The organism is Ornithinibacillus xuwenensis (genome assembly GCF_039614845.1).
Lineage (GTDB): Bacteria > Bacillota > Bacilli > Bacillales > Amphibacillaceae > Ornithinibacillus > Ornithinibacillus xuwenensis.
The window spans coordinates 72,475-86,527 of the sequence record NZ_JBDIML010000008.1 but is presented as its reverse complement, the minus strand read 5'-3'; the positions used below and the strand labels follow the sequence as shown (position 1 = coordinate 86,527).

The 14,053-nt window shown below is 37.6% G+C and carries 17 protein-coding genes and 1 riboswitch; of the genes, 8 read left to right on the top strand and 9 right to left on the bottom strand.

Annotation, left to right across the window (positions count from 1 at the left end; all coding sequences use genetic code 11):
• Positions 1–32: 32 nt before the first annotated feature.
• The 6 genes from ABC228_RS17410 to ABC228_RS17385 all read right to left on the bottom strand — a co-directional run bounded on the left by ABC228_RS17410 (position 33) and on the right by ABC228_RS17385 (position 4,652).
• Entirely contained in the window at positions 33–665 is a 633-nt protein-coding gene (locus ABC228_RS17410) for an HAAS signaling domain-containing protein (protein ID WP_345826448.1), read from the bottom strand.
• Positions 662–994 carry a PadR family transcriptional regulator gene (locus ABC228_RS17405; RefSeq protein ID WP_345826447.1) on the bottom strand — a complete coding sequence of 111 codons (333 nt, stop codon included), beginning with the start codon at positions 992–994 and terminating at the stop codon, positions 662–664. The genes ABC228_RS17410 and ABC228_RS17405 overlap by 4 nt, the downstream gene beginning before the upstream one ends.
• A gap of 92 nt (positions 995–1,086) precedes the next feature.
• On the bottom strand, positions 1,087–1,647 hold the full coding sequence (locus ABC228_RS17400; protein WP_345826446.1) for a GNAT family N-acetyltransferase: 561 nt from the start codon (positions 1,645–1,647) through the stop codon (positions 1,087–1,089).
• 16 nt (positions 1,648–1,663) lie between these two features.
• Positions 1,664–2,509, bottom strand: a complete 846-nt coding sequence (locus ABC228_RS17395) for a DUF2785 domain-containing protein (RefSeq protein WP_345826445.1) — start codon at positions 2,507–2,509, stop codon at positions 1,664–1,666.
• Positions 2,510–2,527: 18 nt separating this feature from the next.
• A complete protein-coding gene (locus tag ABC228_RS17390) occupies positions 2,528–2,929 on the bottom strand; it encodes a VOC family protein (protein WP_345826444.1) in 402 nt (133 codons plus the stop codon).
• A 244-nt stretch (positions 2,930–3,173) separates the two neighbouring features.
• Complete coding sequence (locus tag ABC228_RS17385; protein ID WP_345826443.1) at positions 3,174–4,652, bottom strand: SulP family inorganic anion transporter; 1,479 nt, start codon at positions 4,650–4,652, stop codon at positions 3,174–3,176.
• 269 nt (positions 4,653–4,921) lie between these two features.
• Here ABC228_RS17385 and ABC228_RS17380 point away from each other — a divergent pair, with 269 nt between their 5' ends.
• From ABC228_RS17380 to ABC228_RS17350, 7 genes are all read left to right on the top strand, one after another.
• Positions 4,922–5,338, top strand: a complete 417-nt coding sequence (locus ABC228_RS17380) for a universal stress protein (RefSeq protein ID WP_345826442.1) — start codon at positions 4,922–4,924, stop codon at positions 5,336–5,338.
• A gap of 104 nt (positions 5,339–5,442) precedes the next feature.
• A complete protein-coding gene (locus ABC228_RS17375; RefSeq protein WP_345826441.1) occupies positions 5,443–6,381 on the top strand; it encodes an ATP-grasp domain-containing protein in 939 nt (312 codons plus the stop codon).
• 150 nt (positions 6,382–6,531) lie between these two features.
• Positions 6,532–7,263, top strand: a complete 732-nt coding sequence (locus tag ABC228_RS17370; protein WP_345826440.1) for an ABC transporter ATP-binding protein — start codon at positions 6,532–6,534, stop codon at positions 7,261–7,263.
• On the top strand, positions 7,260–8,024 hold the full coding sequence (locus ABC228_RS17365) for an ABC transporter permease (RefSeq protein WP_345826439.1): 765 nt from the start codon (positions 7,260–7,262) through the stop codon (positions 8,022–8,024). The genes ABC228_RS17370 and ABC228_RS17365 overlap by 4 nt, the downstream gene beginning before the upstream one ends.
• A gap of 93 nt (positions 8,025–8,117) precedes the next feature.
• Entirely contained in the window at positions 8,118–9,056 is a 939-nt protein-coding gene (locus ABC228_RS17360; RefSeq protein ID WP_345826438.1) for an aldo/keto reductase, read from the top strand.
• Positions 9,057–9,222: 166 nt separating this feature from the next.
• Positions 9,223–9,654, top strand: coding sequence for a MarR family winged helix-turn-helix transcriptional regulator (locus ABC228_RS17355; protein ID WP_345826437.1), 432 nt, complete (start codon positions 9,223–9,225; stop codon positions 9,652–9,654).
• Positions 9,655–9,699: 45 nt separating this feature from the next.
• Positions 9,700–10,302 (top strand): alpha/beta hydrolase, encoded by a 603-nt coding sequence (locus tag ABC228_RS17350; protein ID WP_345826436.1) that lies wholly within the window; start codon positions 9,700–9,702, stop codon positions 10,300–10,302.
• A gap of 95 nt (positions 10,303–10,397) precedes the next feature.
• Here the strand turns inward: ABC228_RS17350 and ABC228_RS17345 are convergent, their stop codons facing one another.
• On the bottom strand, positions 10,398–11,261 hold the full coding sequence (locus ABC228_RS17345; protein ID WP_345826435.1) for a VOC family protein: 864 nt from the start codon (positions 11,259–11,261) through the stop codon (positions 10,398–10,400).
• Positions 11,262–11,598: 337 nt separating this feature from the next.
• A riboswitch (PreQ1 riboswitch) is annotated at positions 11,599–11,643 on the top strand.
• 6 nt (positions 11,644–11,649) lie between these two features.
• Between ABC228_RS17345 and ABC228_RS17340 the strand changes: the two genes are divergently transcribed.
• A complete protein-coding gene (locus tag ABC228_RS17340; RefSeq protein WP_345826434.1) occupies positions 11,650–12,135 on the top strand; it encodes a QueT transporter family protein in 486 nt (161 codons plus the stop codon).
• A 42-nt stretch (positions 12,136–12,177) separates the two neighbouring features.
• On the opposite strand, the gene ABC228_RS17335 is transcribed toward ABC228_RS17340, so the two are convergent.
• Both ABC228_RS17335 and ABC228_RS17330 read right to left on the bottom strand, forming a co-directional pair.
• A complete protein-coding gene (locus ABC228_RS17335) occupies positions 12,178–12,765 on the bottom strand; it encodes a lysophospholipid acyltransferase family protein (protein ID WP_345826433.1) in 588 nt (195 codons plus the stop codon).
• 117 nt (positions 12,766–12,882) lie between these two features.
• Positions 12,883–13,995 (bottom strand): mechanosensitive ion channel family protein, encoded by a 1,113-nt coding sequence (locus tag ABC228_RS17330; protein WP_345826432.1) that lies wholly within the window; start codon positions 13,993–13,995, stop codon positions 12,883–12,885.
• Between the last annotated feature and the right edge of the window lie 58 nt (positions 13,996–14,053).

Genomic DNA, 14,053 nt, shown 5'->3' with positions numbered 1-14,053 from the left:
AAAAACTTTCATATGCCGGGGGAGAGCGTAGCTTAAACGGATGCTTTCTTTCCCCAGCGATATCCAATCCAGCTTATCGGATATAATACAATTGTTAAAGCAATACAAGCCACGATAAACGGTCCATTCAATAATGGTTGAAACCAGTCACGTGGTATAAGCTTAAATACAATTAAATACATGAGAATTAAATTGGGGATAATCGCATATGTAAATGTCTTCCGTACTATCTTTAGTCCCCCACTACCAAATTCCTTACCAATCTCATAGCCTAGTAAGCCCCAGAACAACATATACACGATAATAACAAGCGATGGAACTGCTGTTAATCTGGCCCATACAACTTCTATCCATTCAATTTGATAAATATTGTATGCTACTGTCAATGTAATTCCACCAATGAACAATAGAATATTCAATACAACAAATAAAATCTGCATCCGCTTTGCTGTTACTTTAGACTCTTGCTTCCAAATAGCAGCAATCTCTTCAGGTGAGCCCAGTCGCTTCGTTATTTCTTCATACATCGTTTCTTCGGAAAGACCCTCTTCTTGAATTAACTCATAGATATGTGATCGGTACTCCGCAACTATCTGCTCTTTTTCAGGGTGTTTTCCAAGAACTTGCTCTAGCTCTTGGAAAAACCGTTCCTCCCCGGATTTCACAATTCGCTTCTCCCGATTAGGTTATTCATTACCTGAACATATTTATGCCACTCGCTTGTTTTCGTCTCAAGCATTTCCTTACCTTGTGTCGTAATCCGATAATATTTACGAGCCGGACCTTTTTCTTGGTTCTGCCAATAACACGCAATATATTCTTGTTTTTCAAGCTTATGCAGTGCTGGATATAGCGTTCCTTCCTTCATCTGAAGGTGATGTTCGCTACGTCGATCCATCTCCTTAACAAGCTCATAGCCATACATATCACGCTCATTTAATAGCTGTAGGACTAATAATGACGTGCTTCCTTTTACTAACTCCCGATCAAACATATTCTCACCTACCTAGAATTATTAGGTAACTATACTATATAGAATTCCGAGGTATTTGTAAACCACTTTTACGAAAACAAAATTTCATGAAATTATCTTACCTTTGCATATACACACGTATCGCGTAATTCTTTTCCATATACATCGACACTATCCTTCTTTAGGATTCCTTCTAACTCAAAACCAATTCGCTCCGCAACGGCACGACTTTTTACATTTTTAGCATCACATCGTATTTCTACGCGATTTGCTGCTAATTCTTGAAATGCGAAATCAGCTATTGCCGCAGCAGCTTCCGTCATGTAACCTTTTCCACTAAAACGACTGTCAATCCAATAGCCTATTTCAAACCTTCGAACCTCCCAATCAATCCGATGTAATCCAGCGTTCGCAATTAATACACCCGTCTCTTTGTGAAATACAAGTAATCGTAAATCCTCTCTGGTTAGAAACTTCACGTGTGCTTCTCGTATATTAATTTCTGTATCATCCTCGTTTTGTTCAGAATGGGCAAAGGGCATCCAAGGCAATAATTCATTTTGGGAAGCCTGCTTTGATTCATATACCATTTTCCCATCACCAGGTACAGGCATTCGGATGAATAGCCTTTGGGTCTCAAATTCACTTGGAAAGTCTATTAATATTGGATTCATACTTATTCCCCCAGTATTATACGTTGTAATACGGCTGATTAATAATCTTTAGGGCATCCTTAATATGTTTCTGAAGCTCCTCATGCTTATGGATAACTTCTAAATGTATGAGCAAGCTCTTGAAGAATTGTTTCATATTGGTGCGATAGATAAATAGATTCGTTGCATCTTTGGCAAATTTTACTTGCAAGTCATCGGCAATCTGTTTAATACTTTCATAAAGAAAATCCTGGTCTATTCCTGTTTGGAGCAATGAAACCATTGGAATAACCATTCTTTCATCCTCTTCAAATAAGTAGTACCCCTTATCAAAGCTCATCTTATTTAATATCGCTCCGGCTATTTCTCTTCTTTTTCCTTCCGTTAGTTGAGGTTGTTTCACAAGTTCATCTAATGTATCTGCAATATGAGCAATACTGTGTGCCCATCCTTTACCTTCCACGAATCCGCGAATATCTGTTTCTTTTTCTACGTAGTCAAGAAGCTTTACGGCAGCTTCCTCCACTTGCTCATCCGCTAAAAAGGATTGACGTAAATTAATATGTAACAACACTGCAATGATGAGTGAGGAGAATGATCGAGTAAATACACCATCACCATGTACTTCTCCAATCCTATAAAATAGGTGCTTTTCATCTAAACAAATAGTAAGTATTCGATTTAGCTCCGGCGGTGGATAATTCCCATTTATCAGTAGTGTCGAAAAACAAGGATAAATCAATAAATCTCGTAGGTCTGGATCTGTACTTCCGATATGTTCGAGCATTGCATTCGTTAACATACCAATATCCATGCTGCCTTGTTGTTGAAAATCGCTGGCTCTAAAGCCTTCTAATAATAACTTCAGTTCATTTGCATTCATTTTCATCACCCCATCTATCTAGTATTCTGGTGCAACAATTTCCACTTTAATCCGATCTGGATCCTCAAAGTAAACGGCATAATGATTCTCTCCACCTGCATATGGGTGCCTATCTTCATATAAGATTCGAACACCTTTCTCCCTTAATTGGTTGGTTACTCGATCAACCTGTTGTTTCGATTCTGCGTGAAAGGCGAGATGATTTAGTCCAACACTACTTCTATGATAAGGAATAGCTAAGAAACGCTCCTCTGTTTGTACCAACACAAGATAGGTATCTCCTAACCTCCAGCTTCTACCCTTTTCCCATCTTTGAAAAGACTGATAGCCTAGTTCTTCTAACAACCAGCCCCAAAACGCAACCGAGTCTGCTAGACTCGAAACATTAATCTCCACATGATGCAGTAATCCCTTAGACATCGGCATACACTCCTCGTTGTAATTGAATATTCCTATACTATTCTATTCTTCATATGGAAATACCTTCCTAAAGTATAAATTAGCTTCAATAGATATTGGCGAATTGTAGGATAAATCGGCGAAACGGAACTATTTATCGGCGATACTAGTCAATAATTCGGCAAAATTTGATTTATCGACTTTTTTCCTGATTTTATCAGCAAACACAAAAAGAGAGCTAACCTCCGTTAACTCTCTTCATCCATTAATGCCCAGCAACCTTGTCTAATCCACCAGGCTTCTTATAATTCGCTAGCTTGTCTACTAGCTTCGTACTCTCGTCATTTAAACCAACAACCTCTACCTTTGTACCATTTTGATGATACTTCTGAACAACCTTGTCAATTGCCCCAACACCTGAATCATCCCAAATATGCGCATTCGTTAGGTCTAATTTAATTTCTTCTACATTCTCTTTATAGTCAAAGCTTTCCACAAAATCAGTTACCGAAGCAAAGAAAAGCTGACCAGAAACTCGATATACCTTCTTCTTCGCATCATTATCAGCTAATGAGACAATCTTCACCTTAGAAATCTTTGAAGCAAAGAAGACAGCACTTAAGATAATTCCTACCAATACACCTTTTGATAAATCATGTGTGAAAAACACCGTAACGACAGTTGCAAACATAACGATGGTATCGGTTATTGGTGTTTTACGAATATTTCTTATCGATGACCAATCGAATGTACTGATGGATACCATAAACATAACACCAACTAATACCGCCATCGGGATTTGCACTAATAATCCATTTAATAATAAAATAAGGGTCATGAGGAATCCCCCGGCAACTAATGCAGATAACCTTCCTCTACCACCAGATTTCACATTAATAACGGATTGACCAATCATCGCACAGCCTGCCATACCACCGAAAAATCCAGAAACAATATTCGCAATACCTTGACCTCTAGCTTCTTTATTCTTATCACTTTTCGTATCTGTCATATCATCCACAATGGATGCTGTTAGAAGAGACTCAACAAGACCAACGATTGCAATCGACAACGCATATGGAAAAATAATTTGAAGCGTTTCAAACGTAAGTGGAATATCCGGAATTAAGAAGAAAGGCAGTGACTGGGTTAACTCGCCCATATCCCCAACTGTCTTCACACCACTTCCTGTAAAAATTGCTACTGCTGTAATCACAATGATTGCCACTAGCGGAGCTGGAATTACTTTGATAAATCTTGGAAGGATGTAGATAATGGCTAACGCACCAGCCAACATGGCATACATTTCCCAATTTGCACCTTCAAAATGTTCCAATTGTGCCATGAAAATCATGATTGCTAAAGCATTTACAAAGCCAATCATGACAGAACGAGGAACAAATTTCATGAGTCTCCCTAGCTTTAATGCCCCCATGATGATTTGCAGAATTCCAGTAAGAATGGTTGCCGCAAATAGATATTGTAATCCATGCTCGGCAACTAACGTAACCATAAGTAGTGCCGTTGCACCGGTTGCTGCTGAAATCATTCCCGGTCGACCACCGACAAAGGCAATAACTACTGCAATACAAAAAGAAGCATATAGCCCAACCATTGGATCGACTCCAGCAATTACAGAGAACGCAATCGCTTCCGGAATTAAGGCAATTGCCACAACGATTCCAGCTAAAATATCACCTCTGATATTTCCAAACCATTCTGTTTTTAATTTTGATAAATACATGATGCACCTCTTTTTCCTATTTCATTGTTGACTTTCGACTCTCACGAAAGCCGGGGCCGTTTTGAACAAACTGTATTATATAGGGATTTAACCTTTTTGTGAAACGATAAAGAAAGCGCAATCATTTTTCATTTCCTTTCAATTTCTTAAATATCCTCTGTCTTAAACCCATATATGATATAATGAAAAATAATTTCATTGTACTTATGTAATTTGTAGCTATTCAACCAATTGTTGGCACGCTAATAGTTTGGTAGAGGAGGATTCCCATGTTCAAGAAGATTCTCTATGCAGCAGACGGCTCAGAGCATTCCATTAGAGCAGGCGAGAAGGCTTTTGAGCTTGCTCGATTAAGCATGAATACAAAGGTCGATATCATCTATGTGGTTGACCCCAAGCATTCAAAGGATGAAATCTTAAATAACTGGGGTAAGGATGCAGCTGATATACGAAAAGAAAAGCTTGAACTAATTGTTCAAAAAGCAAAGCAATCAGATGTGGACTTTGAGGTTATATTCCTAAATGGCGATCCTGGTCCTACCATTGTAAATTACGCCAATAAAAATGATTATGATGTTATCGTAATTGGAAGCCGAGGGCTTAATGCCTTTCAAGAAATGGTATTGGGAAGTGTCAGCCATAAGGTTGCGAAAAGAGCAACTAGCCCCGTATTAATTGTAAAGTAACCAAGTCTAACTCCCTACTCTGGGGAGTTTTTTGTTTGCATACCGATATCTTAAATCCGAGTTATTTGGTATGATTAAAGAAGCAGAAAGGTGTTGATCAGGTCATGTCTAAAAAAATCTATATCATTCATGAGAATTCAGAATGGACCGACCATCTAACAAAACGTTTGGATGAACTTAATCTACCCTATGAGGAATGGTTTTTAGATGAAGGAACAGTAGACCTAACCTCTAGTCCTCCAGAAGGAATCTTTTATAATCGTATTAGTGCATCCTCCCATACAAGAAATCATCGTTATGCACCAGAATTAACAGAGGCAGTCCTATCATGGTTAGAGCACCACGGAAGAAAAGTATTTAACGGAAATCGTGCACTTAGACTTGAAGTAAGTAAAGTAAATCAATATATGGCATTAAACGCAGCGAACGTTCACACCCCTAAAACGATTGCCGCTGTGGGGAAGCAACAAATTATAAAAGCTGCGAAAGAATTAAATTTGTCTTCCTTTATTACGAAGCATAATCGGGCAGGAAAGGGATTAGGTGTTCAGCTATTCCATTCCATTGAGTCACTTGAAGATTATGTAAATGGACCAACCTTCGAGCCTTCTATTGATGGAATTACGCTCATACAGGAATACATTCAAGCACCCGAGCCATTCATTACACGGTGTGAATTTATCGGAGGCAAATTTATCTATGCAGTACGCGTGGATACCTCAGAAGGCTTTGAGTTATGCCCTGCAGACGCTTGTACCATTGACGATTTATTCTGCCCAGTAGGGGAAGAAGTAGCCAATAAACCAAAATTCGAGATTATAGAGGGCTTTACCGACCCTATACTAGAGAAGTATGAAAAATTCCTGGCAGCTAATCACATTCAAATTGCAGGAATTGAATTTATTCGCGATCAAACAGGTAAGATTTTTACGTATGATGTCAACACCAATACAAACTATAATTCGGATGCAGAAGCAATTGCAGGTAAATATGGAATGCTTGAACTAGCAAAGCATTTGGGTCATCAATTAACGTTAATTTAATAATGGAGCAGCTGAAACCCCTTTATGGATTTAGCTGCTTTTTTCGTTTACAACCATTTAAAAAGAGGTATGGTAGAATCAGGAAAGAGTTATTAGCTTTTAAGCTATGCACACTATGAATATAGTATCAAACCAATAGGAAGTGACGAAATGAATACAATAGAAAAACCCATTGTTGAATTCATGAATGTAAATTATTCAGCTGATGGATTACATATCCTAAAAGACATTAGTGGCTCTTTTCCAGAAGGCAAAATCACAACGCTTGTCGGTCCTTCTGGCGCTGGAAAATCCACCTTATTTAGACTATGCAACGGCTTAAGTTCGCCAAGCTCAGGGGAACTTCAACTAAAAGGAAAATCAATCCATGAATATGATCCGATTTCTCTCAGGAAAAATGTCGGGGTAGCATTACAAAGCGCGACCATGATAAAAGGAACTGTATTAGATAACTTGGAACTTCCACTTACATTACAAGGTCAAAAAATTGCTTTAACTAAAGCGGAGGAATTATTGCAGGATGTTGGCTTGGATGAAAGCTTCCTATACCGAAATGCCCAGGATTTATCAGGGGGACAGCGACAAAAGCTTTCCATCGCTCGTACCCTTGTTAATAAACCGAAGATTCTACTATTAGATGAAGTCACCTCCTCGCTAGATCGCGTTTCACAACACGATATCGAAGAATTAATTGTAAAAATAAATAAAAAATATGCTACTACAATTATTTGGATAACACATAATCTCGATCAAGCACTTAAAATCGGTCATTATACTTGGGTCATGATGGAGGGAGAAGTTATAGAAACTGGGGAAGTCTCTATCCTCCATCATCCAAAGAACGAGCGGGTTCAACAATTTGTGAAGGGGGAACTAGAATGAACTTCTTGACACTATCACTTACCCTCATTTTTGTTCTAATTCCATTAATCCTTTCTAAAACGTTAAAGCTAGGATTAGAAAAGGATTCACTGATTGCAACCGTTCGTTCTATTATTCAATTGCTTGCTGTTGGCTACATCCTTCAATACGTTTTTAATGCCGAGCACTTTTTATTTATCGTGCTTATGGTTCTTTTAATGATTGGCGCTGCCACGCAAAATGCTCGTAAAAAAGGTGCATCGATTAAAGGCATTACATGGAAGTTATTTGTAACGTTTGTTATTATTGAAATTTTGACACAAGGTATTTTACTTGGTTTACAAATAGTTCCTCCTACACCACAGTACATCATTCCAATTAGTGGGATGGTGATCGGTAATTCAATGGTGTTAGGCATTCTTTTCTTAAATCGTTTCATTGCAGAGGTGGAAAATCAGCAGGATGAAACAGAACTTATTCTGTCACTAGGAGGAACACCAAAACAAGCCATCCACAGACAGTTAATAGCAGCAATTAAAGCAAGCACCATACCAACTATTGAAAGTCAAAAAACTATTGGACTTGTCCAGCTGCCCGGTATGATGAGTGGGCAAATTATTGCAGGTGCTGATCCAGTCCAAGCAGTTCAGTTTCAATTACTTATTTTATTCCTACTTCTAACAACAGCCGTTGTCACCAGTATTATGCTTGGATATTTATCCTATCCAACTCTATTTAATCAACGAATGCAGTTTATGAAATTAAAACAAGAGACTGAATAAGGAATAGGTTAACGCTACGGGCCAATTTCCTTGTTATTGAAATCACGGAGCGCATATAATCATACAAAAGTTACAAATAAGGAGGAAGCTATCTTGCCAAATCAGGTACAAATCGGAAATACAGACTTACGTGTTAATCCTATTGGGCTTGGCGCAAACGCTATAGGTGGACATAATCTTTATCCAGGACTGAATGAACAAGCCAATAAAGAACTCATAAAGGCTGCAATTAAGGAAGGTCTTGACTTTGTTGACACGGCATTCAGTTATGGAATGGGGCGTTCCGAAGAGTTGGTTGGGGAAGCAATTAGGGAAATTGGTAAGCGTCATGAAATCATCATCGCGACAAAGGGTGCACAAAGGTTTATTGGAGAAGAGAAGCATATCGATAATTCCCCAGATTTTTTACGAGAGACAGTTGATGCCAGTCTAAAGCGACTCCAAACGGACTACATTGATTTATTCTACATACATTATCCGGATGAAAACACACCGAAATACGAGGCTATCGGCACCTTAAAAGAACTAAAGGATGCAGGGAAGATTAGAGCAATTGGTGTATCTAATTTTTCCCCCGAACAATTACGGGAAGCAAATCAGGATGGCTATGTTGACGTTATTCAAGGCCATTATAATTTATTTCATCGTGATGCTGAGCAGGATTATTTTCCATATACTATCCAGCACGGTATATCATTTGTACCGTACTTCCCGTTTGCATCCGGCTTACTAGCAGGAAAGTATACTAAGGAAACGCAATTTAATGACTTCCGTGCAAATATGCCACATTTAAAAGGGCAAGCTTTTGAACAAAATTTAGAAAAGGTAGACCAGTTAAGACAAATCGCAAACAGAAAACAAGCCGAAGTATCCCAAGTCGTTCTAGCATGGTATCTTGCACAGGAGGCTATTGATACGGTTATTCCTGGCGCTAAGAAAACCGAACAGGTATTAAACAATTTAAGCGCTTTGGAAATTAACCTTACCGCTCAAGAAATGAATGAAATCGATCAGATTTTTACAAGTGATTAACCTGCTTATTGAGCAGGTTTTTTTATTTTTGCTTGTATAGTCCTATCCCCATGACGTAAACGCTATGAGTATGTTGTTTGACAGTTTACAAATATTTACCTAGAATATACTTAATTAAAGATATTTAAATTCATAATACTTAATTGATGATTAAGAAGGTGTAACCATGAGTGAGAATCTTTCATTAAAGACATTCGTCGTATTAATGAAATCAGCAAAATCTGTTCAAGAACAAATTAAAACGGATATCAGCAGCTATGGAATGCGAACTTCCGATTTTGAAATATTAGAGGTTCTTTATCATAAAGGAAAACTAACGGTTCGTGAGGTTTCCGAGGCAGTACTAATTAATACTGGATCCATAACGTACGTAATCGATAAGCTAGAATCAAAAGGATTACTGGAAAGAAGTAATTGTAAAGATGACCGACGTGTTGTTTATATCCAAATAACAAATCAGGGAAAACAATTAATGGATGAAATATTCCCTAAACATCAACAGGTTATCGAGGATATGTTTTCCGACATCACTACAGAAGAAAAAAGAGTTGTCATTGATGTCTTAAAACGCGTTGGTTTAAAAGCCGATAATGAATGATTTGTTTTTTCTTGATTTACCAATAAAAGGAGAGGAAGTTTCTAGATGAAGCATATTTTTCAAAAGGGAACTGATGCATCTAAGCCGACATTATTACTGCTTCATGGTACTGGGGGAACTGAACAAGACCTCCTACCACTTGCAGAAATGATTGATAACGAAGCGAACATATTAAGTGTACGAGGTAATATCCTAGAAAACGGCATGCCGCGCTTTTTCAAACGACTTGCGGAAGGTGTATTTGATGAAGAAGATTTAATCTATCGTACCAACGAATTACATGAGTTCTTAAATGAGGCAGCAGCTAAATATGAATTCGACCGCAATAACATCATTGCAGTAGGCTATTCCAATGGGGCCAATATTGCAGCAAGCCTAATGTTTCACTATCAGGATAGTTTAAGAGGAGCAAGTCTTCACCACCCAATGGTGCCAAGAAGAGGTATTGAATTACCAGGTCTAACTGGTAAACAGGTATTTATATCTGCTGGCATGAATGACCCGATATGTCCATCTCAGGAATCGGAGGATTTAAAGGAAATCTTAGAAAATGCCGGTGCCGCAGTTGAGCTACATTGGGAAAACAGTGGTCACCAGCTGACAATTAGTGAAGTAAAAGCAGCAACAAAGTGGTATCAAGCGCTTTAAACAAAAAAGAGGATGTTCAATAGTATGCCATTGAACATCCTCCTTCCTAATTTCAAGTGCTAATCGAAATGAAAACAAGCGACAAGTATTCCTTTCTATTCCTCAACAACGAATCGAATCGTATTTCCAGCAGGGTCATTTACAACATAGTAATCATCTTCCTCTATTACGTTTGCCCCAATCTCTCCTAATTGCTTCATCTGTTTATCCCGCGTCATATGATCTGCAAATACTAAGGTAAACCAATTCAATCCAACACTATTTTCTGCTGCTGGTGGTGCCCCAACACCATTCCAAACATTTAAGCCTAAATGGTGATGATATCCTCCAGTTGAGGCAAATAATGCACCATGATAGCGTGTTACAATATCAAATCCTAGACCATTCACATAAAACGTTTCCGTCTCATCCAAATCAGCGACATGTAAATGGATATGGCCCATAACGGTATCGTTGGGAATACCTTCCCATGCTTGATCAGTTTCTGCTAATAAATCATTTGCATCGAGGGCTGTAGTTCCCATTGTAACGATTCCTTCATTCCAGCCCCATTTCGACGAACTACGGTCACACGCCACTTCAATCCCATTTCCATCCGGATCATCAAAATAAAGTGCCTCACTCACATCATGATCTGACGCTCCTAAACGTAAGCTATGACCCTCTGTTTGGATCAAATGCTTCAAAAAGCTTGCTAAATCAGCACGTGTAGGTAGCAAAATAGCAAAATGATACAAGCCTGTTGTTCTACCTTTTTTAGGCATTACATCTTCTGGTTGCTCTAGTGTTAATAATGGTCGCTCACCATCAGCAGAAAGTATCACCTTTCGTTCTGTTTGCTCCAAAATCTTAAAACCAAATACCCGTTGGTAAAAATCTAGTGAATGAATGATGTTACTTACGTTAATATTAACCTCTCCAACATAGGTTGTCGGCTTCTGAAAGAATTTCTTTTCCACCTTATTATCTCCCTTATATAATTACTTATTATTATTTAATTACTTATCGTAAGTATAGTTTTATATCGAATACCTGTCAAGAATTCAATCCTCTATTTATTTCCATAACTTCTGTTCTATTGTTTCCAATTTCCAATATACTACTAGTAATCTAATCGTCGTCCACGTAGCGTGTTTCGTGATGAAAAATAATAATAAAATGTTTCACGAACCTCGGTATTATACCGGGGTTTTTGCTTATTCTAAATAATAATTCCACGTTCTCAACCATACTATTTAGTAAGCAAAAACTTCTTTCTATTTTTGCTTGTTTGTACTATACTAGATAAGTTATCTGAAAGACGTGGTTCGAAACCATCCCACGTAAAAAAACTAAGGGAGAGATTAGATGAAAGCAAGAACATTGGTTGTCAATGCACTAATTGCTGCATTATACATCGCTGTATCGGCATTAATTGTTCCATTCGGATTTACAAATATCCAGTTCCGTATATCCGAGGTATTCAATCATCTTATTGTTTTCAATAAGAAATACTTCTTTGGAATCGTAATAGGCGTATTCCTATACAATTTACTATTTTCACCACTTGGTTGGTATGATTTAGTATTTGGTGTTGGACACTCTGCAATTTCACTAGGTATTATCATTCTTTTATCAAAGTATGTTAAAAATACAGTTGCATTACTTGTGGCAAATACACTAGTCTTTACGTTCAATATGTTTATTATTGCCTTTGAATTAAACTTAGCTTTGGAGTTGCCATTCTTATTTACTTGGTTAACGACTGCAGCAGGAGAATTTGCGGTATTAGCAATTGGTATACCAATTGTTTATGCATTAAACAAACGCTTACGCTTCGAAAAGCTTATCTAAAGAATAAAAAACCTTCATATTAAAATGAAGGTTTTTTTCGTGCTATTTAATTTGGTTTTGCAATTCATTCATTCTTTTATCCAACTCTACCATTAACAGTTCCATGCCTTCTTTCTTAGACACACCTTCTGCAAGCTGAATTGGCTCACCAAATATAATCCTTGGTTTCATACGCTTAAATAAATCCTTGAAATTATTCGGACCAACATATGCTGCTGGTACAATAGGCACACCTGCATGCACAGCAATTGTAACTGCACCACGTTTTAATGGTACATCCTCACTTGATCTGGTTCCACTAGGGAAAATCCCAACAACTTTCCCTTCCTTCAGAAGCTTTCTAGGGGTTTTAATGGTACTTGGTCCAGGATTTTCACGGTCTACTGGAAATGCATGCAAGCTTTCCATTAACCATTTCAAAAATTTACTTTGGAATAATTCCTTTTTAGCCATGTAATGGATTTTCGTTGGCAATGCCGAAACACCTAACCATAATATGTCTACCCATCCAGTATGGGTACAGGCAATTACATAGCTTCCAGCGCTTGGCAATTTATCCTTTTGATAAACCTTAATTCTTCCAAATAAACTTAATATAAACTTTAAAACATATGCTGCAAATTTATACATGACAGTCCCCTCTACTCTACTTGCTACTTTATAGTATTTTATCACAAACTAATAATACCTGATACTAATTATACTCATACATCGCGAGGAAAATACTTGTATTTTCCTCATGAAACACTACCTATCCTTCTCTTGTATAATCCCAAACTGGTTATCTCCTTCAGAATTCACATACAGCTTCCGACTAGGTATTGCAATATAAACCTGTTCTTGTTCTAGAATTTCTAGTATTTTAAAATTAATATCCTCTCGTACATGTAGATACTTTTCCCAGTTCGTCGTCTTCGTAAAGAAATATAGGAAAATATCCACCCCATTATCCATGTACTTCTCAAAATTAACCATAATGGTTTCAGGATGTATTTCCGGATGATTACGGAGTAACTCACGAATTCTGCTAATCACCACTTCCATTTTTTCTCGAGGTGTATCATAGGTTAACCGCAGATAAAATGAGATTTGTCTTTTGCCCATTTTACTCCAATTCGTTATTGGCTCATTTGCTAATGTAGCATTTGGTAAGGTCACCACCGCTTGAGCAAAAGTCCTTATCTTTGTGCTTCGGAATGTAATATCTTCTACCGTCCCCTCAACACTCGGTGTTAAAATCCAGTCTCCAATTGTGAATGGTTTTTCGGAAATAATGACAATGCCACCAAACATATTCGCGAGTGCATCTTTAGCTGCTAGTGAGATTGCTAGTCCACCTAAGCCAAATCCAGCCACTAATCCATCAATACGGTAACCGAACAGTCCTAAAACAATACTAATGCTGATTGCTATAATGACAAACTGCAATGCTCTTGAAAGTAATGGTATTAAGATCTCGTCTATTTTTATACTCGTTCGATTATTAATACTTCGAAATATCTCAGATGAAGTGGATGATAATTGCACAAGTCCCCAAGTTAATAGGATGATAATCAATGCTTTAATTACATCCCTAAAAAGTTCATTATCTGGATCTAAATATGGATAATAGGTGACTGCTGCAAGTATCCCAAGCACAATAAACAACCACTGAACTGGCTTTTCAAACGATATTAGTATATTGGAAAACAAATTGATTCTTGTTCGCTTTACAAGTCGCTTTAATAGGGCAAATATATATTTCGTAAACAGTTTACGAAATATAAGAAATAGCAAAAAGATACCAATTGCTATTCCCAAATCCTTCAGATGTTCAATTGAGATAAAGGTATCCCAGATCTCTTTCCATTTCGAATTCATGTAGCATAATACCCCCTAAATCACTATCCTTATCATAGCATATGATGACTTGGTGTAT